20 protein-coding genes are annotated in these 26305 nt (G+C 55.6%); 10 read left to right on the forward strand and 10 right to left on the reverse strand.

The window, feature by feature from the left end; genetic code table 11:
- Positions 1 to 63 precede the first annotated feature (63 nt).
- A complete protein-coding gene (locus LMS44_RS04615) occupies positions 64 to 2127 on the forward strand; it encodes a TonB-dependent receptor family protein (RefSeq protein ID WP_414121192.1) in 2064 nt (687 codons plus the stop codon).
- Positions 2128 to 2218: 91 nt separating this feature from the next.
- On the opposite strand, the gene LMS44_RS04620 is transcribed toward LMS44_RS04615, so the two are convergent.
- The 3 genes from LMS44_RS04620 to LMS44_RS04630 all read right to left on the reverse strand — a co-directional run bounded on the left by LMS44_RS04620 (position 2219) and on the right by LMS44_RS04630 (position 6657).
- Complete coding sequence (locus tag LMS44_RS04620) at positions 2219 to 4774, reverse strand: glucose/quinate/shikimate family membrane-bound PQQ-dependent dehydrogenase (protein ID WP_414121190.1); 2556 nt, start codon at positions 4772 to 4774, stop codon at positions 2219 to 2221.
- Between the two features lie 261 nt (positions 4775 to 5035).
- Positions 5036 to 6034 carry an NADP-dependent oxidoreductase gene (locus LMS44_RS04625; RefSeq protein ID WP_138799714.1) on the reverse strand — a complete coding sequence of 333 codons (999 nt, stop codon included), beginning with the start codon at positions 6032 to 6034 and terminating at the stop codon, positions 5036 to 5038.
- Between the two features lie 242 nt (positions 6035 to 6276).
- Positions 6277 to 6657 (reverse strand): septal ring lytic transglycosylase RlpA family protein, encoded by a 381-nt coding sequence (locus tag LMS44_RS04630; RefSeq protein ID WP_027957199.1) that lies wholly within the window; start codon positions 6655 to 6657, stop codon positions 6277 to 6279.
- A 325-nt stretch (positions 6658 to 6982) separates the two neighbouring features.
- Here LMS44_RS04630 and LMS44_RS04635 point away from each other — a divergent pair, with 325 nt between their 5' ends.
- Positions 6983 to 8428 carry a hypothetical protein gene (locus LMS44_RS04635; protein ID WP_159176220.1) on the forward strand — a complete coding sequence of 482 codons (1446 nt, stop codon included), beginning with the start codon at positions 6983 to 6985 and terminating at the stop codon, positions 8426 to 8428.
- A gap of 125 nt (positions 8429 to 8553) precedes the next feature.
- Here the strand turns inward: LMS44_RS04635 and LMS44_RS04640 are convergent, their stop codons facing one another.
- The gene (locus tag LMS44_RS04640) at positions 8554 to 9432 is read right to left on the reverse strand and encodes a DMT family transporter (protein ID WP_138799716.1); all 879 of its coding nucleotides are present in this window, start codon (positions 9430 to 9432) and stop codon (positions 8554 to 8556) included.
- A gap of 101 nt (positions 9433 to 9533) precedes the next feature.
- Between LMS44_RS04640 and LMS44_RS04645 the strand changes: the two genes are divergently transcribed.
- Together LMS44_RS04645 and LMS44_RS04650 are read left to right on the forward strand one after the other, a co-directional pair.
- The gene (locus LMS44_RS04645) at positions 9534 to 10406 is read left to right on the forward strand and encodes a LysR substrate-binding domain-containing protein (RefSeq protein ID WP_138799717.1); all 873 of its coding nucleotides are present in this window, start codon (positions 9534 to 9536) and stop codon (positions 10404 to 10406) included.
- 129 nt (positions 10407 to 10535) lie between these two features.
- The gene (locus tag LMS44_RS04650; RefSeq protein ID WP_009286892.1) at positions 10536 to 11093 is read left to right on the forward strand and encodes a cytochrome b; all 558 of its coding nucleotides are present in this window, start codon (positions 10536 to 10538) and stop codon (positions 11091 to 11093) included.
- 16 nt (positions 11094 to 11109) lie between these two features.
- Here the strand turns inward: LMS44_RS04650 and LMS44_RS04655 are convergent, their stop codons facing one another.
- Together LMS44_RS04655 and LMS44_RS04660 are read right to left on the reverse strand one after the other, a co-directional pair.
- Entirely contained in the window at positions 11110 to 12915 is a 1806-nt protein-coding gene (locus LMS44_RS04655; RefSeq protein WP_138799718.1) for a sensor domain-containing diguanylate cyclase, read from the reverse strand.
- Between the two features lie 206 nt (positions 12916 to 13121).
- A complete protein-coding gene (locus tag LMS44_RS04660) occupies positions 13122 to 13988 on the reverse strand; it encodes a LysR family transcriptional regulator ArgP (RefSeq protein ID WP_027957195.1) in 867 nt (288 codons plus the stop codon).
- A gap of 208 nt (positions 13989 to 14196) precedes the next feature.
- Between LMS44_RS04660 and LMS44_RS04665 the strand changes: the two genes are divergently transcribed.
- The 5 genes from LMS44_RS04665 to LMS44_RS04685 all read left to right on the forward strand — a co-directional run bounded on the left by LMS44_RS04665 (position 14197) and on the right by LMS44_RS04685 (position 21017).
- Positions 14197 to 15492 (forward strand): imelysin family protein, encoded by a 1296-nt coding sequence (locus LMS44_RS04665; protein ID WP_138799719.1) that lies wholly within the window; start codon positions 14197 to 14199, stop codon positions 15490 to 15492.
- A 91-nt stretch (positions 15493 to 15583) separates the two neighbouring features.
- Positions 15584 to 17053: a di-heme oxidoreductase family protein gene (locus tag LMS44_RS04670; protein ID WP_278370950.1), complete on the forward strand. Its 1470-nt coding sequence runs from the start codon at positions 15584 to 15586 to the stop codon at positions 17051 to 17053.
- A 23-nt stretch (positions 17054 to 17076) separates the two neighbouring features.
- Entirely contained in the window at positions 17077 to 18102 is a 1026-nt protein-coding gene (locus LMS44_RS04675) for an imelysin family protein (protein WP_278370949.1), read from the forward strand.
- Between the two features lie 3 nt (positions 18103 to 18105).
- On the forward strand, positions 18106 to 19194 hold the full coding sequence (locus LMS44_RS04680) for a DUF1513 domain-containing protein (RefSeq protein ID WP_278370948.1): 1089 nt from the start codon (positions 18106 to 18108) through the stop codon (positions 19192 to 19194).
- A gap of 170 nt (positions 19195 to 19364) precedes the next feature.
- Positions 19365 to 21017 carry a multidrug ABC transporter permease/ATP-binding protein gene (locus tag LMS44_RS04685; RefSeq protein ID WP_141439809.1) on the forward strand — a complete coding sequence of 551 codons (1653 nt, stop codon included), beginning with the start codon at positions 19365 to 19367 and terminating at the stop codon, positions 21015 to 21017.
- 24 nt (positions 21018 to 21041) lie between these two features.
- Here the strand turns inward: LMS44_RS04685 and fhuF are convergent, their stop codons facing one another.
- The 4 genes from fhuF to LMS44_RS04705 all read right to left on the reverse strand — a co-directional run bounded on the left by fhuF (position 21042) and on the right by LMS44_RS04705 (position 25444).
- Positions 21042 to 21830 carry a siderophore-iron reductase FhuF gene (gene fhuF, locus LMS44_RS04690; RefSeq protein ID WP_141439808.1) on the reverse strand — a complete coding sequence of 263 codons (789 nt, stop codon included), beginning with the start codon at positions 21828 to 21830 and terminating at the stop codon, positions 21042 to 21044.
- A gap of 148 nt (positions 21831 to 21978) precedes the next feature.
- A complete protein-coding gene (locus LMS44_RS04695; RefSeq protein ID WP_278370945.1) occupies positions 21979 to 22746 on the reverse strand; it encodes an ATP-binding cassette domain-containing protein in 768 nt (255 codons plus the stop codon).
- A gap of 167 nt (positions 22747 to 22913) precedes the next feature.
- On the reverse strand, positions 22914 to 23711 hold the full coding sequence (locus LMS44_RS04700; protein WP_035538915.1) for an inositol monophosphatase family protein: 798 nt from the start codon (positions 23709 to 23711) through the stop codon (positions 22914 to 22916).
- Between the two features lie 110 nt (positions 23712 to 23821).
- Positions 23822 to 25444, reverse strand: coding sequence for an ATP-binding protein (locus LMS44_RS04705; protein ID WP_414727638.1), 1623 nt, complete (start codon positions 25442 to 25444; stop codon positions 23822 to 23824).
- 255 nt (positions 25445 to 25699) lie between these two features.
- Here LMS44_RS04705 and LMS44_RS04710 point away from each other — a divergent pair, with 255 nt between their 5' ends.
- Positions 25700 to 26227, forward strand: a complete 528-nt coding sequence (locus LMS44_RS04710; protein WP_233973851.1) for an RNA polymerase factor sigma-70 — start codon at positions 25700 to 25702, stop codon at positions 26225 to 26227.
- Positions 26228 to 26305 lie beyond the last annotated feature (78 nt).

Here is a 26305-nt window from a genome sequence, read left to right on the forward strand (position 1 = left end):
CCAAGTAGGCAATCGTTCAATTCCGCCATTTATTTCCGCTCTACGCTGTTTGGGAGGGACTCTGTGTTCATCAAAGTGCCATTAAAAGTAACCACCACGTCTTTTTGTTTATTAAGCTGTCTTGGCGCAGGCCAAAGCTGGGCGCAAGAGAGCCCGACAACTGACAACACGCTGGCCACACTTCAAGTGACGGCGCCACGACTATCGCGAGAGCTTTACGCCACGCCCGCTGCGGTTTCAACGCTCGACCGTGAGGCGATTGCTCAGGGGCAGCAGCGCACACGGCTGGATGAGGCGTTAGTGCGCGTGCCTGGCATGTTTTTGCAAAACCGCGATAACTTTGCCCAAGGCCAGCGAATCTCCATTCGCGGCTTCGGCGCTCGGGCGCCGTTTGGCGTTCGCGGTATTACCGTGATGGTGGATGGCATTCCGTATACGTTACCCGATGGCCAGGCACAGTTAGATGCCATTGATCTGGACAGCGCTGAGCGCATCGAAGTTATCCGCGGGCCCTCTTCGGTACTTTACGGCAACGCGGCGGGTGGGGTAATTGATGTGACCACCGCCGATGGCCGCGATAACCCTGGCTCAAGCGTGCGAACCGAGGTGGGCAGTGATGGCTACCGTAAGGCGGTCGTACAAACCGGTGGAGCCCAGGGTGATTGGTCGCACCATGTGAGCTTTTCGGCACTCAATGTGGATGGTTATCGGGAACAGAGCTCTACGGAGAAATACCTGCTGAATGCCAAACTGCGCCGAGAGTTAGGCAGTGATCGGGCGTTAACCGCGATTATCAACCTGCTTGAAAATCCCCGTTCCGAAGACCCTGGCGCGCTGAACGCGCGTGAAGTGGCCAGTGGCCGTGATCAAGCAGCGCCGAACTCATTGGCGTTGGATGCAGGACAGAACGTAGATCAGCAGCTTCTTGGCTTACAGTACGAAGATTTATCCGCCGGCCCTGGTGAGTTCTATTTAAAAGGCTTTGTTGCGCAGCGTGATTTTGAGCAGCAGCTACCCTACGTGGGCGATAGCCGTATCGGCTACCAGCGTGATTATCTGGGCGCGAGTGCTGAGTATCACCATGAAGTCAGCTTGGGCAGCCTGCCGCTGAGCTATATCACCGGTGTCGATGTGGCGCGTCAAGACGACGAGCGCTTTAGGAACGATGTAAATGGCCAAGGCGTTGTCGGTGAGCAGTTGGCGGAAGAGACCCAAACGGCGACCTCCGCTGGAGTATTTGCCCAGGGCGATTTAGCGCTGACCGAGCAGGTAACGCTCTCGCTTGGCGCACGCTTTGACCGAGTGGAGCTAGAAGTAGATGATCGCTATCAGGACGATGGCGATCAAAGCGGTGACCAGACCTTCAATGAGTGGAGCGGTTCGGCGGGGTTAAGTTACCGTTATCGTCCGCAGCATCAAGCCTATATCAATACCGGTACGGCGTTTGAAACGCCTACGTTCTCCGAGTTTGCCAATCCGGCGGGCGGTGGTTTTAACCCGTCGGTGTCGCCGCAAAAAGCCTGGAATCGTGAAGTGGGGCTGCGGGGCTACGTTGAACCGCTGGCCATGGATTACGATCTGGCGCTATTTTCGGTGCGCGTGCGTGACGAGCTCGTGCCGTATGATGACGGCGGCCGCACCTTCTACCAAAACGCAGGCGACACCGACCGCGACGGCATTGAGCTGGCGCTAGGCTGGCAGCTCGCCGACCAATGGCGGTTGGATAGCGCTTTTACGCTGGCGAGCTATGAGTTTGATCAATTTGCTACACCAACTGAAAGCTTTGGTGGGAATCGCATTCCTGGCCTGCCCGAGCAAACCTGGGTCAATCAACTCACTTGGCAGGGTCTGGATGAGCGCTTTGCCACGCTGGAAACCCAGTACGTAGGCGATATGGTGGCGGACAACGCCAATGAGACAGAAGTCGATAGCTACTGGCTAGTGAACCTGCGGGTGGGTGATGGTTGGCAGTTGGGAAGCGATACACGGCTAAATGCGTATGTGGGCGTGCGCAATCTCTTAGATGAAGAGCGCTACGCCAACGTGCGCTTGAACGGCACCTTTGGCCGCTTCTATGAACCTGCTCCGGGGCGCAGTGTGTATGGCGGTTTAGAAGTACGCTTTTAAGTCGAAATACTGCAAGTAAATAAAAACGGGCGGCGCTCATTCATTATTGCTGAGGCCGCCCGTTCTCGTGGGTGATAACTAAGTTAGCCGTTTACTCAGGCAGAGCGTAACCAATCACGTAATCGCCCATCTTGGTGCCAAAGGTGCCGTGTCCACCTGCCGTGACGACCACATACTGACGGCCATCCTGGCCGGTGTAGGTCATCGGCGTGGCTTGGCCACCTGCTGGCAGGCGTGCTTTAAACAGCTCTTCGCCAGTAGTGATGTCGTAGCCGCGCAGGTACTGATCCAGCGTGCCGCTTAAGAACGACACCCCGCCAGCAGTCGTCAGCGGGCCGCCTAGCGCAGGAACGCCGACGTTCAAGCCAATCGGTAGATCAAACGGCATGCTGTCGCGTGTGGTGCCATTGCGGTGCTTCCACACCACCTCGTTACTTTGCAGATCGATACCGGCTACATCGCCCCAGGAGGGCGCTTGGCAGGGCAGGCCGAGCACTGAAAGCAGCGGGCCAAGCTCAACGGCATAAGGTGCGCCTTCATTGGCTTGTAAACCCTGTTCGCTGGCAGAGCCTTGGCCTTCTTCTACCTCTTCACGAGGAATTAACGTAGACACAAACGCCAGGTATTTAGCGCCGGTGAAGAGCGCTTGGCGCTCGGGATCAACGGCCACACCACCCCAGTTCATTACACCGACATTACCTGGATAAACAATACTGCCTTCCAGCGAAGGTGGCGTGTATTGGCCCTCGTAGCGCAAAGAGTTGAACTGAATGCGGCACATCATTTGATCAAACGGTGAAGCGCCCCACATGTCGCGCTCGGTGAGCGGCGATGGCAGCAGGTTAAGCGCTGAACGCGGCTGAGTCTCGGCGGTCCAGTCGCCTTCCACGGCGCCCTGAGGTGCAGGAACCTCTTCAATGGGCACAATCGGTTCACCGGTTTCACGGTTCAATACATATAGGCTGCCCTGCTTGGTCGGCTGAATAACCGCGGGCTGGGTGCCATCACTAGTGGCCAGGTCAATCAGTACCGGTTGCGCAGGTGAGTCCATATCCCATAGGTCGTGGTGTACGAACTGGTAAACCCACTCAACCTGACCATCTTCCAGGTTGAGTGCCACTAGACCCGCGCTGTAGGTTTCATCGTTCTCGGTGCGGTCAGCGCCATACTGGTCAGGCGTGGCGTTACCCATTGGCAGGTAAACCAGGCCTAGCTCTTCATCAACGCTGATCGGTGCCCATACGTTGGGGGAGCCGCGGGTGTAGGTTTCGCCTTCTGGTAGCGGGTCGGTGTCGTCGGGATTACCGCTATCCCAGTTCCATACCAGCTCGCCGGTATGCACATCAAAGGCACGAATAACGCCTGAGGGCTCGTCAATGGAACTGTTGTCGGTGACGTGGCCGCCCAGAATAACCAGATTTTCGGTTACCGTCGCAGGGGAGGTGGAGTAGTAACCGCCCGGTGAGAAATCGCCAATATTGTTGGTGAGATCGATTTCTCCGTTATTACCAAAACTGGCACACCGCTCACCCGTATCCGCATTCAGCGCAATCAAGCGTGCATCCGCCGTGGGTAGGTAGAGCCTGCGTGGGCACATGACGTCGGTCTCGCTGAGCATGGGTTGCTGCGGGGCGCCGTTTTCTTCTTCAACACCAAACAGCAGTGACAAGAAGGAGAGATCCAGACTGAAAATATCGCTGTCATCGAAGATATCAAAAGAGAGTGCCGTTGCACTGTTCGGGGCAGCGTCACTGTTCGTCACTTCTGTGCTATCGGTTGCAGAGTCATTAGTGTCAGTAGAATAGTTTGCGGCGTCATAGTAGGCGAGGCCGCGGCAGGTCATATGTGCCCAGCCAGAAAAGTCATCCGCCCCCATGGTGCTGATCTCGGGGTCAAATGCCCAGAGGGTTTCACCGGTCTCGGGTGACAGCGCCATTGCCCGGCTGTGAGAGGTACAGATATACAGGCTGTCATTCACTTTCAGCGGGGTATTTTGATTGGTGATCTCCGGGGGCGCATTGGGGCCCGCTTTGTCACCGGTTTGAATCCGCCATACCTCTTCAAGCTCGCCGATGTTTTCCGGCGTAATTTGATCAAGGGAAGAGTAGTGGGTGCCTGCATTGGTGCCGCCATAGGCGGGCCAATCATCGCCCGCCACTTGGGCAGGGTTTACGCTATCGGTCGTTGATTGGTTGTTAGCGGCTAGCGACCCTTCGATAGTACCGGGATCGTTAAACTGGCTGGCAATGGCCACGATAACAGCGGCAGTAATGCTGCCAACAAGCGCCAGACTGCCGCCTTTTGAGTGTAGTGGCTTACGCCACCAGGGCAGGAGCAGCAGAATACCTATTAAACAGAGAATGGCAACGCGAGGCACTAACTGCCACCAGTCGAGACCAACCTCCCACAGAGCCCACACTAATGTGGCAAAAAGAATCAGCGCGTAGAGCCACAGAGCGGCGCCTTTGCGCAGGGCAAATAGAATGCCGCAAGCAATAATGCTAAGCCCGGCAATTAGGTAGTAGGCGCTGCCGCCTACGCTGACGAGCTTGCTGCCGCCAAAAGCAAGCACCAAGCCGATAATAAATAGTAGCAGGCCAACTATAATAGCTGGCCATTTACTGTGAGCGCGCGTGCTTTCTTCCATGAGATTTCCCCTAGTGAAACGTACTTAATACGTTAATGCATGCCGCTTAAACCCTAAATTCAAGCAATAAGTGCCAAGCGGCGAACCCGCAACGCGCTTTAACCCATCGGCGGCGCCGATGGGTTAAAACACACCGCTATGGTGGATGATTTTAATAATCAATTCGCTATTGGTCTAACGATTTGATGTTTTTTTCTAAGGCGGGTGCCCTACCGCCAGGGTAGTTAATGTCGCGGTAGGGTTAGCCAGAAGGCGTGAGGTTTATAGCTTGACCAGCATTTTACCGGTATTGCCGCCGTCAAACAGGGCCAGGAATGCATCGGGGGTGTTCTCCAGGCCTTCTTTCACTGTCTCTTTATATACCAGCTTACCTTCCGCTACTTGGGGGGCTACTTCGTTCAGGAAATAGGGGTAGCTAGCCCAATGGTCAGCCACAATAAAGCCCTGCATTTTGGCCTTGCGCACTACTAACTGAGAGAGATTGCTCGGGCCGGGGGTAGGCTCTTTTGCATTGTAGCTGTCGATCATGCCGCATACGGCAATCCGCGCACCTTCATTTAGCTGGTTCAATGCTGCTTCTAGGCAGATACCGCCGACGTTTTCGAAATACACATCAATGCCGTTGGGGCTGGCGAGCTTAATGGCGTCGCTTAACTCCTGTGCGGGACGGTCACGATAGCTAACCGGTTCAACGCCCAATGATTCAAGCCAGGCCAGCTTATGCGCAGCCCCGGCAATACCGACCACATGACAACCTTTGGCTTTGGCCAACTGTACTGCCAGGGAGCCTACGGCACCGCTAGCCGCGCTAACCAACACATTGTCACTCGGCTTGCATTCGGCAATCAGGTTGAGGCCAGTCCAGGCGGTCATGCCAGGCATACCGAGTACGCCCAGATAGGCTTGTTCGGGAACATCGATATCGGGTAGCGGCGTGACGCCCTGCGCAGGCAGTTGGGCAATATCCCGCCAACCGCCCATATGGCTCACTTTGTCGCCCACTTTTAAGCTTGAATCATTGGTCTCGATGACCTCGCCAATGGCACCGCCTTCCATCGGCTTGCCGAGTTCAAACGGCTCCACATAGGTGCGAATGCCGCTCATGCGACCACGCATATAGGGATCTACGGAAAGCCAGCGGTTGCGAATACGCACTTCACCTTCGGCTAGGTCGGGTAGGGTTTGTGTTTCCAGCTTGAAGAGCGTGCGATCGGGTAGGCCTTTGGGATAATCGGTAAGCGTATAGAATTGTGACTGCATGGATTTGTCTCCTGCGAATACTGAGCGTGTATCGAACTCCTTGCAGCATAGAGACCATTAGCCTGCTTGCAAGTTCGTTAATGTATCGGGAAGTAAGTCACAAGAGGTAAGCCATATAAAGAAACAAGGTGACCATTGCTGGTCACCCTGTCTGTTGACTACTTTAAGATAACGATGCTTCGTGTGCTGTCGCATTGATTAGGCTAATGGGTATCACACAACAACCAAGGATGTGTTATCCGTTAATCCAACAGCGTTACCATCACTGGAGCTGTACCGCGGCGAATCATGCCAAGCTTCGCTGCCGCGCGTTTAGATAAATCAATAATGCGTCCTTGAATGAAAGGGCCACGATCATTGATCAGTACTTCTACCTCTTGCCCCGTGTCCGGGCGTGTCACCAACACCTTGGTGCCAAACGGCAAACTCGGGTGGGCGGCGGTCAACGCCTGCTGGTCAAAGGGCTCTCCACTGGCAGTGGTCGCTCCTTGAAAGCGGTCACTGTAAAAGGAGGCGACGCCTTCCTGCGTTTCTGTTTCATGTGCAAAAGCACTATTAGCAGCGCTACTTACCACTATCGCTGCCAAACAAATCGTTCGGATCAGTCGTTTTTCGGCTCCCATGGGAGTACCTCGGTTTTGCTTGTTGCGAATCCCGCACTCTTGATGAGGTGCCTGAATAGGCTTTTCGATACTACCCTTGTCGCAACGAGTCAGCAAGCTTTGAGAAGATCGATGCAAATAGGTTCAATTTCAAGATTTTTAAATCTCTACTTATGTGGCCTTGGGTTTCAGTGACTTATCAACCCAGGTATGAAATGAATAGAGAAAGCACTTTGTGCAAAGCAGCATTCTTCATGAAACGCTCACTTTAATTGAGTAAGCATCTTATAATCACTGACACTTATCTAATTAATGATTGTCATTGCGACTCAACAAGGAACCGCTCATGGCTAGATCTTCTTCGTTTACGTTTGTATTGGTGGCGATCGGTGGCGCAGCCGTTGGTTTTCTCGCTGCTCAAATTATTCCCTTACCGGGGCAAACCGCCGATGAAGCGCCTGACGAAACTGCTGAGACAACTGATCAGCCGTCCGTTGCCGAGGCTATTGTTGGCCTTGAAAAGCTCACGCTTGATGAGCGCATGCGTGGCGAAATAACCTCGGCCAGCGAGCTGAACGGTAACGATGGCAGCCGCTTCATGCGCTACGCCATCGCACTGGAAGAGGATGAGATTGTTGAGATTTCTCTCAACGGAGCCTTGCAAGGTGTTGTGGCGCTTTATGATGATCAGCTACAACTGCTCGATAATGCCCCTATCGTTCGTCACCGTATAGAAGAGAGCGGCGACTATGTAGTGGTGGTTAGCGGTGCCGATGCCCACAGTTATGGCCCGTTTACCGTTGTCAGCCGAACCGTTGAGCTGACGGATGCTGACACAGTGGCAGTGGGCGAGCCCATCGATAGTTGGCTGCAAGGGGATGCCCGTGAAATCACCTTGAACATAGAAGAGGCAGGCCTCTACCAACTGGAAATGCGCTCTGACGACTTCGACGCTTACCTGGAGATTGAAGGGCCGAACGGTTACGCCCGCGAAGACGACGACAGCGCCGGTGATTTAGACGCGCGCATCGCTGATTTCCTTGAACCCGGTGAATATACGCTGACGGCACGTAGCGCCTACGATGATGGCAATGGCGTTTATACGCTTTCAGTAGAGCCTCACGAGTTACCGGGTGATGGTGAGCTGCGTAATGATGGAGCGCTCACTCCCGATGACTCTCTCAACGGCTGGTTTAGTGGCCAGGGGCTTAGTTACCAAGTAGAAGTAGAAGAAGCAGGCATGTACCAAATTGAGATGCGCTCCAGCGATATCGATTCCTACCTGGTGCTTGAAGGGCCTAACGGTTACTACCGCGAAGATGATGACAGTGCCGGCAATCTGGATGCTAGCATCGCTGATTTTCTTGCTCCCGGTGAGTATCAGCTAACGGCACGTACTGCCTATGGCGAGAGCAGTGGCATGTTTACGCTCTCCATGGCACCGCGTGATATGCCAGATGTTAATCTGCGTAATGAAGGCACGCTTACCCCTGGTGAAGCGCTTAACGGTTGGTATAGCGGTGAACCGCTGACGTATCAGTTGGAAGTAGAAGAGAGCTCGTTAGTGACGTTGGAAATGCGCTCTGACGATTTTGATACCTTTATTGAGATCAGTGGCCAGGGTTTTGTCGCCAGCGATGACGACGGCGCGGGCGGTACCGACTCACGGCTTCAAGAGCAGTTGCTGCCCGGCACTTACACGGTAAGCGCACGCGGGTTTAGCGCTACCGGTAGCGGCTTATTTGAACTAAGCCTCGACATGGAGCCGACGGACATTCCCCCAGAGCTTTAATTGTTAGCGTTAATCGATAATACCCAGCGCCCCTGTTGCTTATCGTGATAGGGGCGTTGGTTTATTGGTCGATGGTGAGGAGTAAATGGTGAGGCGTGAGACGTAAATAGTTAGGCGTGAGGAGGTTAACGGCCAGCTTTGAGGCAGCCTGCCACTACCAGCACGGTCGCGGCGGGTAGGCGCCAGTCGAGCACGCTCATGCCTGCTAGCACCAGCAGTAGGGCGGCTAGAATCGGCACGCCATACGCCAAGCTGCCCACAAGGCTCGCGTGCCCCCAGCGCAATGCTTTATCCCAGGCCACCATGGCTACTCCGTAAGGCCCTAAACCCAGTGCGATGCCCGCGAGTAACGCTTCACCGCTGGGGAGGGCGAGGGTGCCTTCCAGTATTAAGCTGGCAGCCACGGCAATAGCGCAGGTAATCAGCAGTAGCCGCGGCAGCAGGGGTGTTAAGGCCACTGGTGCAGCTTGGCTTAACCATGAATAGATCGCCCAGCAGCAGGCGGCCAGCAGTGCTAGCGCGTAGCCCGTGGTGGCACCACCCAGCCCTCCACTGATGGCTTGAGGAACCAGCAGTAGCGCAGCGCCTGAAAACGCAATCAGAGCGCCGACCACCCCTGCGATGCGTAGGCGGCCAAAATGGCTCCATTGGCTGAGCAGCACGAACAGCACAGGCCACGTGTAGGTAATTAGCGCCGCTTCGGCGGCGGGGGCTAGCCGCATACCAATAAAGTAGGTGCTGACGGCGCCAAAGATGAGCAGTGGGATACCCACCCAAACGCTGAGTTGCCAACCCACGCCGCTGGCAGCGACGTTTACGCGGCGGCTTAATGGTAGCGTCGCCAATGATCCCGCTAACAGGGTAACGGCAGTTAACTGCAAGGGCGGTGTCGCTTTGGCAAACTCAGCCAGCAGCGGTGCCGAACTCCAAAGCATCACGGCCACCAGCGCCGCACCAACACTGTACCAACGTGGGAATAACGCAGGGGAGTGAACGGGATGCATAAGAGTTCTCCTTGATTTGAGCATGTACCGAGCAGCATACTCATCATCAATGCATCACAATATCGATCTTTTGTGATCGTTTTCATCAAGCTTGGTGATATATGCGTGCCCCCACGTTAGACCTAACCCTGCTACGCACCCTGGTGGCGATTGCGGACACTGGGAGTGTGACCGCAGCTGCTAAACGGTTGGCGTATACCCAGTCCACTGTGAGCATGCAGCTCCAGCGGTTAGAAGCGCAGCTCTCGCTCACGCTGCACGAGCGGGAAGGGCGGCGAATACGCTTTACCTCAGAAGGTGAACGCTTGCTTAACCACGCCCGACGGCTATTAGCACTTAACGATGACGCGTGGAGCGATATGCAGGCGCGCCAGGTGACAGGCGATCTTACCCTCGGCATTCCTGAAGATTACGCTTCGTTGCTGCCTTCGGTGTTTGCCTACTTTCATCAGCTCTACCCCGCCGTGGGGTTAAAGGTGATCTGCGGCACTAGCGCGCATCTCGTTGAGCAGGTTAAAGCTAAAGAGCTGGATCTCGCTCTGGTGACCCGGCAGCGCAACTCGCCGGGCGGCGATGTGATTCGCCGGGAACCGCTGTTGTGGGCAGTCGGTATGAACCAGCAGCCGCTGCTAAGCGACCCGTTGCCGTTGGCGCTCTACTCACCGGGAGCTGACGTATTCCGTGAAGTGGCCGAGCAGGCGCTGCAATCGGCGGAGCGCAGCTGGCGCGTGGCCTATACCAGCCAATCCATGGCAGGGCTGGCGCCAATTGTGACCGCTGGGCTGGCCATCGTGGTGGTGACTCGCAGCATGCTAACCCCTGCACTGAGACCGCTGGATGAGAGCAGTGGGCTGCCTGCGCTGCCGATGATTGAGTTGGCGCTGCACCGGGCGCCGCACCGACCTTCGGAGCCTGCGCGCCGTTTGGCAGAGTTAATACGCGATCAACTGGCAGTGCCCGAACAAGCGTTATAAAGTGGCTTTTGAGACCAAGTAGAGCCTAGGTAATGCTTAGCGTTGATGGCCGTGTAGTGCTTTAATCAGCGTAAGGGAGCGTTACTGACTAGAATGAAGAGCAAATGAATTGGCTGTTAGGAGCACTGCATGCACGAACTGGATCACTATATCTACCCGCATCGGGTGTTGCACTGGCTGGTGGCTGGCGCGGTGCTGCTCTCCTTGGCCAGCGGTTTAACGTTAGGCTTTTTGGGCTATGAACGCACCCTCGCTCTAGTCGGCAATATGTTGACGAACTTGCTGTATACCAGCCATAAGACGCTGGGTGTGCTGATCCTGTTGCTAATGACGCTACGTATTATTACCCGCCTGGCCTTTGTGGTGCCTGACCATGAACCGCCTCTAAATGCCTTCGAGAGGGTGGTGAGTACCAGCGTTCACCATTTGCTCTACTTGGCGTTGGTCGTTATGCCTTTATTGGGCTGGGCGGCTACCGCAAGCGGCGGCTTTCCCGTGGAGTTTTTCCACTGGCATTTACCCGGTCTGATTGGCGAGCGCGAGCAACTATCTGAACAACTCTTTATGTGGCATGGGCGCCTGGGGTGGGCCATTTTAGGTTTGGTGGTACTGCACGTTGCCGGTGCCATGTTCCATTGGAAAATCAAACGCGATAACGTTATGAAACGTATGAGCCTGTTTGATTAATGACCAAGGTTAATACCTAACTCGCCGAGCCGTAGCGATAGAACTCTACCGCTTGGCGTGATTTGACAGCGTACATATGGCTATCGGCTTCACGCAGTAAACTCTCAAGAGTGGCGCCCTCTGTTCCCTGGCAAGTGCTTACCCCAATGCTCACGCTAACACTAACTCGCTCGCCGCAGGGGAGTTTTATGGGTGAGCGAATGGCTTCGTCGATACGTGCCTGTATATTCTCAAGCGTATCGTGAGGTTCGATGTTCTCCATGATAATAATAAACTCATCACCACCAAAGCGTGCACAGTGGTCACCGGTACGCGCCATATGGGCAATACGTTTGGCAATTTGTTGTAAGACAAAATCACCTGCCTCATGGCCGTAGCAGTCGTTAATGGGTTTGAAACGATCCAGGTCAAGCATCAGGAGCGCCAAGCGATGGCCGTTTTGACGATTACGCTCCAGAGCTTCTGCGGCGCAGCGCGCCAGGCCATGGCGATTTAATAAACCGGTCAGCATATCGCCGTTGGCTAAATGCTCTAGCGCTTTAGTTCGGGCAGCGACTTTTTGTTCCAGCACGGCTTCCTGCTTTTTTAGCGCAGCTAGCATAGCGGCTTGAGCGCGCTCTTTTTGCCGTTTAAGTTTGTTAAAGCGTGATGCCAGTGCAAACGAAAGCAGTAACATTTCTAGCGCTGAGCCAATTTGAATGCCGTGTAGGGTAATAAAATTAGCCGGCAGTATGCCCAGATTGCGGAGTGCAAAGACACCTGCACCCAGCAGAAATAGCGACCACGCAAACACGAAGAGTCTAGCGCTGGGTATGCGTCGAAAGCTGCAGTAGCTGCCGCATATCAGGAGCAGTAAAGCCGCCATAAACCCCGTCACATCCATTAGGTGGAGGGCCGCAGGAATGGGCAGCAGCAGCGAGGCAATGACGGCGAGCCAACAGTAGCTGCGAAAGGTGTTTAATACCTGGTGCCAGCGTGGGCAATACGTCTCTGTGTTTAGGAAGCTCTGCGCAAACAGTGTGGCCATGGTAGAGGCAAAGGTGAAACCGAGCGCCACCAAGCGAGATGTGTTCTCACCCAGAAAACTCCAAAACATGAGTGTGCCAATGCCGTTAAACGCCAGAATGGCAAGTCCAAAGCCAGCGACAAATAGCGAGTAGTGAAGAAATATGCGCTCTTTTAAGCCGAAAAATAGCAGTAAGTTATATAAACCCATCGCCAGCAGCATGCCAAAGTAGGTCGCCAGCCAAAAATTATGACGATCATTTTGGGTATAAAACACCTCTGGCGTTAATAAGTTATAATTAAGCATCTTGCTGCCTGAGGCAGCCACATGGGTATACAGCGTGACGGTTTCAAAGGCGGCCAGCTCCAGTGGAAAAACCGCCTGCCGGTGGGCGAGCGCGCGTTGTTCAACGGGAACCGCGCTGCCGCTTTGCTGCACATCGCGGAGTTGTTGGCGAAGCGTATAAAGGGTAACGTAATCCAAGAACGGGTATTCAAACTCCACCATCCAACGCTGGGGTTCCGACGAATCATTGCGCACCTGAGTGCGCAGCCACACATCACCACGGGTATAGCCGAAATTTAAATCTTGGGCTTGGTGCGTGGGTGTAAAAGTACGCGATTGGGCGAGCAAATCGTTAAGCGTTACAGACTGTTCGTCGGCGTGCCAGAACTCGTTATAAGGGGCAAGTGAATAGCTCGCCTGGCTTGGCGATGCGGATAGGAGAGTATTTGCCTGCGCCCAGGGCATAAAACAAACCGCAAGCAGCAGTAATAAGCCGGTGTAAACACCCGCTGTTAAACGTTGTGCATGCATAGGGTATCGCTTTTTTCGTTTTTTTACCCCGTTCGCTGTTCCCTGGGTTCCCTTACCCGCCGGGGGCCGCTAATTCGTCGGCATAGCGCTCAGATGCGGTTTGCATGCCACCCCGCTCAAAAGCAGCTCAAATTTCCTTGTGCCGTACGATAAGCTCTTTGAGTGTAGTTGGCTTTGGTGAAAGGAAACGTTGAAAACTCTCATGCTTAAGTCATAGCACGACTTAAATGTTGCGTAAGTCGTTGAATGAGTTGCCCGCTGTGGCGCCAAAAATGCCAGTACAAGGGCACTGCTAAAAAATGACCGGGAGCAACACTGGCTAGTTGGCCACTGGCCATTAATTCGCCGACCTGCAACTGAGGCATCATGCCGTAACCGACCCCGGCTGTGGCTAAGCGCACAAACCCTTCTGAAGATGGGCAGAGGTGATAAGGAAAGTGGCCGTGATAGCCGCACTGAGCAAGAAAGCGATGCTGCAACTGATCGTGAGGGCCGAAGACGATGGCTGGCGCGGATTGAAAGCTCTCTTTGCAAGGGCCTTCTGGAAAGTAGCGTTCGATATAAGCCGGTGTCGCCAAAGGGTGGTAGCGCATTTCTCCCAGCGCAACACTGCGTGCACCGGCTATCGGTTGTGGTGTGGCGCACAGGCAGGCCGCTACATCGCCATCGCGCAAGCGCTTGAGTCCGACATCCTGGTCTTCAATCACCAAATCCAGCAGTAAACCCTCCTCTTGGCAGATCGTGGCAACGGCCTCGGCCCACCAAGTGACCAAGCTATCCGCATTGATAGCAATCCGCAGACGCGGCGCCTGGTCATCCAGCGTGGGTAGGGAGCCGCGGAGATCGCGCTCTAATAGCTGTACTTGCTGGTAATGGGTCAACAGCCGCTGGCCCGCAGGGGTCGGCGCTAGATGAGGAGAGCGTATAAGCACCGGCTGCCCAAGGCGAACCTCCAGTGCCTTAATGCGCTGGGAGACAGCTGACTGCGAAAGCCCCAGTACATCGCCTGCGCGCTCAAAACCGTCGCACTCCACCACGATTGCCAAGGCATGAAGCAGTTTATAATCCAGCATGTCGGTTTTCCCAAGGCAGCAAAAAGTGACACAGAGCAAAAAATGGTGATGAAACGGCGTAGTGCTCTCTATTTAAGATCAAATAGGATTGAATCTCATAGGTCAATGAATTACATTTCAGGCAGGGCTAGAGCACCAAAACCCTCTCGGGTTGCCTAGCACTTTATGTGAGTAGTTTCTGTAATGCCACAGCCTAAAGGACACTGTAATGCCCGCCATCATGCTCCGTCGCCCTCTTGCTGGCATCGTTGCGCTTAGCGCGCTGATGCCTTTTGCCCCAGTTGCTGTCGACACCGCTGCTGCTGACACCGTTAGCGCTGACGCCGTGGTTAAACACTACGCCGATCTGGCTCATGCCAATTACGCCGATGCACTGAATGCTGCCCAAGCATTGAACGAGCGTATCGACGAATTGCTCGCCAATCCCACGGCCGAAACCCTGAGCGCAGCCAAGCAAGCCTGGCTGCAGGCGCGGGTGCCTTATCAGCAGAGCGAAGTGTTTCGTTTTGGTAATGCGGTGGTGGACGATTGGGAAGGACAGCTCAACGCCTGGCCTCTGGACGAAGGCATGATCGATTATGTCGAAGGCGACGACTACCAGCATGAGCTGGGTAACGAAGGCGCCACTGCTAATATTATTGCCAACGAGCAAATCACTGTCGGCGGCGAAACTCTGGACGTTAGCGACATTACCCCAGCATTACTCGCCGACCTGAATGAAATTGGCGGTTCGGAGGCTAACGTCGCCAGCGGCTATCACGCCATCGAGTTTCTGCTCTGGGGGCAGGATCTGCATGGCTTTGAGGAAGGCAACGGCGAACGACCGGTGAGTGATTACCAAACCGGCGATGACTGCACTCATGGCCACTGCGATCGCCGCCGCAGCTATCTGGACGCGGTGTCCGACCTGCTCGTTGACGACCTTGAGTGGATGGTGGCCCAGTGGGCGCCGGAAACTGAAGGCAACTATCGCCAGGAGCTGCTGGCGGAGAGCGATCAGGAAGGCCTGCGCCGCATGCTGTTTGGCATGGGCTCGCTGTCGCTTGGCGAGCTGGCGGGTGAGCGCATGAAGGTAGCGCTGGAAGCCAACTCTTTTGAGGATGAACACGACTGCTTCAGTGACAATACCCACAACTCTCACTACTACAACGGCCAGGGTGTTCAGAATATCTACACCGGCAGCTATCAACGCCTTGATGGCAGTGTGGTAGAGGGGCCTTCGCTGCAAGACTTACTGTCTCAAGCAGATAGCGAGCTAGCCGACACCCTTGGTGCGCAGCTTGAAGCCACCATGGCGAGGCTTGATGCTATCAAGCAGGCGGCTGAAGCGGAAAGCTCGCCGATGGCATTCGATATGATGATTGCGCCGGGTAACGAGCAGGGCAGTGAATTGATCAACGAGGCGATTCTCTCCCTGGTGGCGCAAACAGGGTCTATCGAACAGGCCGCAGGTGAACTGGGCGTGACCTCCCTACAGCCTGATGATGCCGGTCACCGGTTCTAGAGCGGACTAGCGTCTACCATGAGCCGCCGATAGTGTTGCTATCGCGCGGCTCTGTTGGTTTTGTCAGTATCTTCCTTCTCAAGGTATCACCATGTACCGCTTACCCCGGTTTATTGTCCTAGCCAAGTGGGTGCCCAGCACATTAGCCCACAGCAGTTTCTTACTGTTCTTGTTGGCCGTGCCCTTGCAGGCAGCCGAATCACCTATACAAAATGTGCCACCTAGCCAAGATTATCCCATTCAAACGACGCCCATGAGTGGTGGCAATGGCTCGGTGGAGCAGTTTGACCATAACGCCTATTCGCTGCCGTTGGGTAATATGTCGATGACCAAGCGGCTGGATTTCAGCGTCGGTAACAGCTTCTTTCGCAACCCTTGGGTGGCGGCGCCCGCCAGCACCGAGGCCCGGGATGGCCTGGGGCCGCTGCTCAATACCAATAGCTGCCAGGGGTGCCACCTTAAAGATGGTCGGGGGCACCCACCCACCGGCGACGAAAACCCCATCGCGCTGTTTCTGCGCCTCTCGCTACCCGCAAGCCAAGCGGATCCAGAAACACTGGAGCAGCGGGGCGCGCTTCCGGTACCTAACTACGGTTTGCAGCTCCAAACCGCGGCGATTAGCGGTGCCAAGCCCGAGGCCAAGCTGGTGATTGAGTATCGTCCTCGGGAAGTGAGTTTCACCGATGGCACCAGCGTCACCTTGCAGGAGCCGCTCTACTCGATTGCCGAGCCCGCTTACGGAGAGCTGCCGGAGTCACTGCAAACCTCGCCACGGTTGGCACCGCCAATGATTGGCCTGGGCCTGCTAGAAGCGATTCCTGAAGCTGACCTTATCGCTGCCGCAGACCCTGCAGACGACGATGGCGACGGAATTTCCGGCCGCTACAACCAAGTGTGGGATGTGCGCAGTGGCACCACGGTGCTAGGGCGTTTCGGCTGGAAAGCCGGAGAGCCCAGCATTGAGCAGCAGGGCCTGCATGCCTTCGCCGGGGATATGGGGCTGACCTCCAGTCTGGTGCCACAAACCGACTGCATGGAGAACCAGGGGTGCGATGATTTTCCTAACGGTGGCACGCCTGAGGTCAGCGATGACGTGGCCGACTTCGTGACCTTCTACGCCTCCAGCTTGGCGGTACCGATGCGACGCAATATGGATGACTCAGCGGTGAAACAGGGCGCTGAGAGATTTAACGCGCTCGGCTGCGCGAGCTGCCATACGCCGCGCCATCGCACCGCTGCGGATACTGCCCGTCCGGCGCTAGCCAATCAGGAAATATGGCCCTATAGCGACCTACTGCTCCACGATCTGGGCGATGCCCTGGCTGATCATCGCAGCGAGTTCCAGGCCGATGGCCGAGAATGGCGCACCCCGCCGCTGTGGGGCATCGGCTTGGCGCAAACGGTTAACCCCCGGGCTGGTTTTCTCCACGATGGTCGCGCCCGCACTCTGGAAGAGGCGATACTCTGGCACGGTGGTGAGGCAGAAAGCGCTACCCAGGGCTATCGCGCATTGCCCGCTGACCAGCGAGCGGAACTTATACGTTTCCTTGAATCCCTGTAAGTCATTACTGTTAAGGAGTTAACGTGATCGCATCTCTTCGCCGCCTGAGTTTGCTGGCTTGCGCGCTACTCGCGACGCCGCTCTCTTTTGCTACGGACACCCCTGTGCCGCGGGAAATGTGGCACGGCGCGGTGGAACTTCAGTATGCTGAGCTGAGCGCCGCCTCCGAGCGCCTGGAAGCTAGCGCCGCACGCTTTTGCCAGAGCCCAGACGAAGCTCTCAGACAGCGGCTGGAAAATGACTGGCTGAGCGCCTATCAAGCTTGGCAGGCGGTGCGTTTTATTCAGTTCGGCCCGGTCGAGCAGAATAGCCGAGGCTGGCAACTGCAATTCTGGCCAGACCGTAAAAACCTGGTGGGCAGTAAGGTGCGCGGCTGGCTGAAGGCAGCCGAAGCCCCGGATGCCCAAGATATCGCCAGTGACAGCGTGGCGATCCAAGGCTTTCCCGCCCTTGAATACTTGCTTTATGACGACGCCATGGACGAACAGGCACTGAGCGACACTGGAGCCTGCTCGCTGATGCAGGCCATCACCACGCATCTTGCGGATACCACAAGCGCGCTGCATCGCGACTGGCAGGCCTTTGGTGAGCACTATCTTGATACTGCCGACTACACCGAAACAACACTGGCCAGCGCCATCCAGGCCCTCGAAATACTCGAAGATAAACGGCTCGGTGAGCCCATGGGCCTTAAAGGCGCACCCGCCAACGGCTACTTGGCGGAAGCTTGGCGTAGCGAACAAACGGTTCGGTTGGTAGAGAGCAGCCTGGAGGGTCTGCGTACCGGCTTCTTGCCGGGGCTCACCGCGCTGTTGCGCGAGGCCGATGCGCTGCCGCTCGCCGAGGCGTTTCGTGATCAGTTGGATAAGACACTCGTTCAGGCCAGCGAACTGCCACCGGGCTTGGTGCCTTCCCTTGAAGACGAAGAGGCGTTTCGCGGTCTGCAGTCGCTCTACCTCGACATCAGCCAGCTACGCCATCTACTGGGTAACGAGATCGCTGGTGAACTGGGGCTGGTACGAGGCTTTAACTCCAGCGATGGGGATTGAACCATGCAGCGACGCCAAGTACTCAAAGTAGGGTTGGGCAGCGTCGCCATGGCGCTGACCCCGCTGAGTTGGGCGCTGCCCGCGCGGGAGGAAGCCGCTTGGCTGTTCAGCGCGGTAGACGACCCCAGAGGAGGGCATTACATCGCCGGGGTGGCATTGGATGGTCAGACCCGCTTTATGATCGAAGTACCCGAGCGCTGCCATGGAGGCTGTCTGCGGCCCGACTCTCGCCAGGCGGTATTGTTTGCTCGCCGCCCTGGCACACGGATGCATGTGATCGATGGGGACAGCCGCCAATTAGCCCACACCATTGCGGCCGGGGAGGGCTACCACTTCTACGGGCATGGCGTTTTCGACCTGAGCGGGCGCTATCTGTATGTCACCGCCAATCGTTTGGAGGACAGCGCCGGGCTAGTGCGCGTTTACGACGCTGCCAACGACTACGCCCATGTGCGCGATATGCCGCTGGGTGGTATCGGGCCTCATGAGCTTAGGCTGATGCCGGATGGTGACACACTGGTGATTGGTTTGGGGGGGATCAAGACTCATCCTGACTATGGCCGGGTTAAACTCAATCTTGATACCATGGCACCAGCGCTGATGCTGCTGGATCGCCACAGTGGTGAGATTCTGGCCCGTCACGAACCTTCGCACCACCAGCTCAGCTGTCGTCATCTGGATGTAGCGGCGGACGGTACCGTGATCGCTGGCTACCAGTTTGAAGGGCCCGAGTGGGAGACCCATCCGCTGATCTGTCGTCTGGCTGCCGACGGGCACTTCTCTGAGCTGGCGCTGCCCGAGGACGTCACTGCCAGCTTGAACCAATACACCGCCAGCGTGGCGTTTAGCCGTATCTCTAACACTGTGCTAGTCACCGCACCCCGCGGCAACCGGGTACTGCTGCTGGATACCGCGCAAGGCAAGCTTATTGTCAGCCTGGCGCTGCCCGACGCCGCCGGCGCCCGCTGCGACGGCAACGGCGGCTTTCTGGTCTCCTCCGGCCAGGGCGGGCTTTACCGAGTAACACCTGGCTCGGCAACACCCCAACTGGTCGCCAGTCTGGAACTCCGCTGGGATAACCATCTGACATAGCCCTTCGGAATCGCCCTTAGGAATAGCTCTTAGGAATAGCGTTCCGGTTCAGACTACTCTTTGTCAGGCCTCTGTCGCTGCTCGTTTGCCACCCAATATGAATGACGTCTTCTTGGTGAGAGGCGCTGCTGTTAGACTTCAGCGCTCTTTACAGGAAGGCAAGGAGCCCCATGGAACTGCTGCGCTTAGTATTTCATCACTACCGCTGGCCCTTTTTAGGCGCCATTGCTTTGAGCCTATTGAGCGCTGGCTTAGGGGTCGGGGTAATTGCCTTTATCAACCAGCGGCTTATCGAAGTAGGCAGTATGGCGGCGCTGCCGCAATTTCTTGGCCTGCTGGTGGTGCTCCTGGCGGTCACACTCAGTACGCAATTAGCGCTGACCGTGCTGGGGCACCACTTTGTGTTTGACCTACGCTCGCGGCTGGTGAAGCGGATTCTCGACACCGATATTGAGCGTTTGGAGCAACTGGGCAACGCCACCTTACTGGCCAGTTTGTCCAGCGATGTGCGTAACATCACCATTGGTTTTGTGCGTCTGCCGGAGCTGATTCAGGGCGTGGTGCTTACGCTTGCCTCGGTGGCCTATTTGGCCTGGCTGTCGCCGCAAATGGTGGTGATCACGGTGCTGTGGATCGCGTTCACCATGGGCGTGGGGTGGGTGTTGGTGTCGCGGGTGTATCGCCATTTTCGCCTCGTGCGTGAAAGCGAAGACAGTCTGTATAAAGATTTCCAGGCGGCCATTGAAGGGCGCAAAGAACTGGCGCTCAACCGCGACCGTGCCCGGCGCTTTTATGATGAGCGCTATACCGCCAATGCCCGCGACTACCGTCATCACATCATCCGCGCCGATACCTACCATTTAAGCGCTAACAACTGGTCTAACATTATGATGTTGGGCGCCATCGGGGTGGTGTTTTTCCTCTCTAATGGGTTGGGGTGGGCGAATACCACGGTGGCTTCCACCTTTGCGTTGACGCTGCTGTTCCTGCGTACGCCGCTGATTCAGGCGGTGGGCGCCTGGCCAACACTGATCAGCGCCCAGGTCGCGTTTGATAAATTGAGCAGCCTGGAGCTAGCCGAGTACCAATCAAGCTTTGCCGTCGACGATACGCTGGCCGATTGGCAGCGTCTGGAGCTGGAGGAAGTCACTTATCATTACCCGGACACTGCCCAGGGTGAGGGCTTCCAGGTGGGGCCTCTTAATATGACCCTAGAGCGTGGTGAGCAGGTGTTTCTGATCGGCGGCAACGGTAGCGGTAAGTCGACTCTGGCAAGGCTGCTCTCGGGGTTATACCGCCCCCAAAGCGGCACTATTAAGATTGATGGACAGGTGGTCACCGCTGCTCAGTGGGAAGCGTTTCGCGCTCGCTTTGCCAGCGTGTTTACCGATTTCCATCAGTTTGATCAGACCATGGGCCCTGAAGGCCTGCCTGCTGACCCAGAGGTCGTTGATACCTGGCTTGAGCGACTGCAGATGCAGCATAAATTGCAGTGGGAGGGTGATCGCGTTATTAACACCCAGCTCTCCCAGGGGCAGCGTAAGCGCCTGGCACTGCTACTAGCGATTGCCGAAAAACGCGATATCCTGCTCCTCGACGAGTGGGCGGCGGATCAAGACCCGCAGTTCCGGCGGCTGTTCTACCGCGAGCTGTTACCGCACTTAAAAGCGATGGGTAAAACCGTGTTTGCTATCAGTCATGACGACAGCTACTTCGTCCACGCTGATCGGTTGCTGGAGATGTCGAAGGGGCAGCTTAGCGAGCTGAAAGGCGAGCAGCGTGCGCGGGCAAGCGAAGATGCTGTTGCGCAAATTAATATCTAAACCGTGTTAAAAATAGCTCACGTTTTAACGGGCGACCTGTTTGGCCCGCTTTCGCGCTTCCAGGTCGCAGCCCTCTAGCGGGCAGGTGCCGCAGGTATCAAACTCATCCAGTAAATAGCGCAGGCAGCAAAGCTTGCGCACCCGCTTAACTTCCTCACTACCCTTGGGCGTAAAGTAACGCACCGGCTGAAACAGCGGGTTGCGCTTGCCGTTGGGCAGGTTGCGCGCTTCCAGCAACGCCTTGGCGGCCTCAAACGCCTGCCTATTGGCAAGCGGGTGCTCGCCCAGCGCGTTGACGTAAAAGTCCAGATAGCCACCGGCATTGCTCCAGAACACCCGCTGTGCAGCGCCGGAGATAGCCGCTAATTGCTCAATCAACGGTGCCCAGTGCTGCTCAATCAGGGTAGCAAAACGCTCAAACGGATCTTGTGTGGTTATCGGCGTACCTTCGTGGGGCAACCACAGCCGCGAGGTGGCGCCCTTGTCGTTAAAGATAACCTGCATGTCGTCCAGCCCCACCGGCAGGTCACGGTTAAGCAGCAGGTTGGCAGTCAGTGTGGGAACGGTTAGCGCACTTAAGTGCCATTTCGACCAGATCGATACCACTGCCCGCTGGTCTCCGTCTGGGTACTGTTCAGCGAAACGGGAGAGATCTTCTTTGAGCCAATCGGCATTCCGCCAACGGGCTGTTTTGAACGCTTCCAGCGGTGGCGTTCCACCTATTAACGGCGGCGTAAAGTTCGCCAACGGCCCGGTGTAGCAGGACGCTAACGAAGGCTCGAACAGTTGCGGCTGACGCAGAGCAGAGGGCATCGCGGGCTCCATCACAGGGCTTTAACACAAGGTTTTGACACAGCACACAGGTAAAATATGGCATTCAGCTTAATCGATAATGCGTATCAGTTGAAGCTTTTGATTGCGAATGAGTGCTTTTAAAAGTGTCTGACCTCGGAGAATAGCGCTATTGAGCCACGGCGATATTGTGCTCTCCGTTGGGGTGCTTCATGACCTGCATCGGTAAGCCATAAATAGCCTCTAAGGTGCTGCCGCACATCAAATTATCCGGGCTGCCATGGGCTAACAAGCGACCGCTGTGCAGTGCCATCAGCTCGTCGCAGTAGCGCGAGGCCATGTTGATATCGTGCAGTACAATAATGACTCCAAGATTTAGCTCATCGCACAGCTTACGGATCAGCGCCAGCACTTCGATTTGGTGAGCGATATCCAGCGCCGCTAGCGGCTCATCCAACAGCAGGAATCGGCTGCCCTGGGCGAGTAGCATCGCCAACCAGACCCTTTGACGTTCACCACCAGAGAGCGTGTCGACCAAGCGGTCGGCAAAGGCCTCTGTGTGGGTCAGGGCAATGGCGCGATCAATGGCATCTTTGTCTTTCTGGGTGTGGCGGCCCAGCAGCCCGTGCCATGGGTAGCGGCCAAAGGCGACTAGCTCGCGTCCGGTAAGACTTTCTGCACTTGGTAAATGCTGGGGCAGGTAAGCCACCTGACGGGCGAACTCACGATTTCCCCAGTCACTCAGCGGGCGTTGATCAAAGTGAACCTCCCCCTGGCTTACCGGCTGCTGCTGGGCCATGAGCTTGATCAGCGTCGACTTGCCCGAGCCGTTATGGCCAATCAGGCCGTAAACCTTGCCCTCATGAAAACTGTGGTCAATGGGATTTAAAATCTGCTTACCATTGATTTCAAAGGTGGCGCCTTTGACCTCGAACATGAATGACTCCTGGAGATAGGGTTGATGATAATGCCTCCATTCTAGTGCTAATGGTTCTCATTTTTAACAAAAAAATGAAAAGATTTACGTGATAGATGGCAAACGCCGCTTGGGGAAAGCAGGCAAGGGGTAGGTCTCAGGTGGTTAGAGATGACGTTGGTCGTTTATCAGCAAGACGCTAAACACGCTAGCAGTTGTCCATGCCTCTCGGGGTGCGCCGCAAGTAAACTGTTCCATTGAGAGGGATTCGGCTCGCCAGTGAGATCCGTGACGGTGTAGCCAGCTTCTCTGGCAATCACAATACCGGCGGCGATATCCCAAAAGTCGAGCTTAGCGCCTTGAGACCAAAAAGCATCAAACCGGCCCAGGCTGGTGTAGGCGATCTCCAGCGCCGCCGATCCTGGGCTGCGGATACCGGCCACCTGGGGCATTAGAGCAGCGAGTTGATCTAGGGCCGTCGTACAGTCGCCTTTAGCGTGGTAGGGCAGGCAGGTGCTTATAAGCATCTCGTTCAGTGGGCGAGGTTCAGGCGTAGTGAGCGGCGTGTCGTTGAGGAAGACGCCGGTGCCAAGGCTGGCCCAAAGCATTTCATCAAGCAGCGGTTGATAGACAACGCCGATGATCAGCTCATCGCCCTTAGTAACCGCGATGGAGACTGAGAAGTGAGGCACCCCATGCAAAAAGTTGCTGGTGCCATCGAGAGGGTCAATGATGACGGTATAGTCACTATCGGTGGGTGTAAGCCCGCTCTCTTCACCTAGGAAAGCGATATCGGGAAAGGCGCTATTGATACAGTCGATAATGATGTTCTCGGCGGCCGTATCGTAGTAGCTGACAAAGTCTGACGCCCCCTTTTGCTCAAAGGCGATTCTGCCCTTTAGCGAATATCCCTCGCGTAACAGCGCACCTGCCTCGTACGCCGCCTGCTTCACCGTTTCGAGTAGGTCGTTACTGCTATCGAGCATTGTATTTCCCCTGGGCATTCATCGTGCCTTAGTGAATGGCAAAAACTGTATGCATTCAATGTAACTAGCCATTCATGACGCGGAGATGACAGTGGCGGATAGATTGGTAGCTAAGCCAAGGTCTCCACCTCAAACGCCACAATTTGGCGCTCAACGCTGGAAAACTCCACGCCGATCAGGTGGATGGGCTTGCCCGAAACGCGGTGCTTATCGGCATAGCCTTTATGTTTGATCTGCTCCAGCGCTTTACCTTCCGGCAGTTGTTCCACCACTTTGAACTCAAACAGGTAGATATGCCCACCAAAGTCCACGCTCATATCCACCTTGCCGTGGTGGCTGGCGTCTTCCACGGTTACATCCAGCCCCAAGGCCGCAAAGTGGCTGTAAAAGACACTGGCATAGTGGCCTTCGTATTTGGCGATGGGGTTGTTGCGGTACCAGTCATGGGGGAGTCCGGCGTAGAGCGCCTTTAAGTGAGCTTCCAACGCAGCAAGGTCATGGCGCTGAAAAGTGTCAAATAACGCCAGTTGGTAGGTTTGCGCATCGCTTGTGTTAATACCCAATACTGGCAGCAATAAATCGTTAAGGCTGCTTTCTACCTCCCTGTTCGGAAAGCCCAGCGTATAGAGGCGATAACCCAGCATGGGTTCCTGCACGTCTTTAATGGTGATGTAGCCGGTTTGGAACAGCAGCCCTTCGGTGGTGATATCGTCGACATCAAAGCGGCCGAGCAACTGTGCTTTTGCTTGCAAGGTCTCCAATCGAGGGGTAAACACCCCGCGTTGTTTGAGAATATCGACCAAAAACGTTGGCGTCGCGGACTCAAACCAGTACGGGCCGAATTCTTGCTCTTGGAACAGCAATAGTACATCGAAGGGATTGTAGACAGAGGTAACCTCACGACCACCCCAGCGATAGCCGTTATACCACTGTTTGATTTCCTGACGGTCTAACCCAGAAAGTTCAGGTTCAAATACGGTATCGATATCGTCATCGGTATAACCACACAAGGTTGCATAGTCGGGCGAAAGGGTAATATCGCGGAGATTGTTCAAGCCCGAAAACAGGCTGACCTTGCTGAATTTGGAAACGCCGGTAAGCAGCACGAAGTGTAGGTGCGGGTCGGCGTCTTTCAGCACGCTGTAAAGGTTCTTCAAACCCTCGCGCAGTTCCCGGGCACGCTCCGGCGCCAGGATGTTATCCAGAATCGGCTTGTCGTACTCGTCAATCAGGATGACCACCCGCTGACCACTCTGCTGGTGGGCGGCACGAATGAGGGCGGAAAATTCACCCGGTATATCGGTTTTATGGTGGTGGGTAATGCCGAGTCGCTCTCGTTGAACGCGTAGCTGCTCACGAATACGCTCATCCAGCCCTTCACGGCCCTGCATCACGCCATCGGCAAAGCTAATACGAATCACCGGGTAGCGCTGCTGCCAGTCCCACCTGTCGTGGAGATACAGCCCTTCGAACAGCGCCTGGCGACCTTCAAACAGGCAGCGCAGGGTGTCCAGCAAGAGACTTTTGCCGAAGCGGCGTGGCCGCGAGAGGAAGTAGTATTTGTTCTGGTTAACCAAACGCTCAATGTGCGGTGTCTTATCGACGTAGTAATAGTTCCCTTCGCGGATATCCGAGAACGTCTGAATCCCGATGGGTAACTTACGGCGGTGGGCATCCGTCACGGTGGGTCTCCAGAGCAAGAAACAGCGATACGAGCAGCAGTAGTTTAGCATGCTCAGGGGCTGAAATGCCTAGCCACGAGTTGTCAGCGCGCCGAGTGTTGTTCGCAGCTAAGGTAAAGGCGTTGGTGGCAACGAAGTAACAAGGGCTGGATAGGAAACGAGAAACATCTCATGAAGTAGTGCTGCCAACAAGCATATCGTTATAAAAAGTGAGTTAGCTCTCACCAGTTGACTTGTCAGGCTCTAACGCAAATAATAATTATTGCCATTTATTCCGTGGTGTTAATCAAGGCAGGAGGCCGAGCTGTGGATACCCAGACCTGGAGCGCTGAGTTAGAAGATATCTTCGTTAATCAGCGGCCCCGGCTCTGCTGTGTCGCCGCAAGAGTATTGGGCAATGCTGATCAAGCCGATGATGTCGTGCAGGACGCCTATCTAAAAATTTCGGAAGCAACCACGCTTTTTGAGGTGAAGCAGCCCATATCTTACGTGTCACGTGTGGTGCGCAACCTCGCCATTGACCGCTGCCGCCGTTCGGCGTTTGAGTCAACTTTGTTTGCAAAAGAAGAGGAAGGGGAGGCCGCCTCTTACGCGTCACACTCTCCAGAGGTGATCGCGATTGACCGCCAGGCCTTGGCACAGGTGGTGGACGCGCTGGACGAGCTGCCCGAGCGTACGCGTCGCGCTTTTGAGCTCTATCGTTCGGGAAGTCATACGCAGCGGGAAGTGGCCCACTTGTTAGGTATTTCCACCACGTTAGTTAATTTTATGATTCGCGATGCATTGACTCATTGCCGCCAGTCGCTACAAGGCCAGATGTTGCCAGATCGGTAAGCCCACGTTCCGTCCCTTCTTTGTTGTCGCTTTGTTACACTGTCAGCAGATAGCGTTGATAATATTACACGCTTCCCG

This window comes from Halomonas profundus (assembly GCF_020865425.1).
In the GTDB taxonomy this organism is placed as follows: Bacteria; Pseudomonadota; Gammaproteobacteria; order Pseudomonadales; family Halomonadaceae; genus Vreelandella; species Vreelandella titanicae.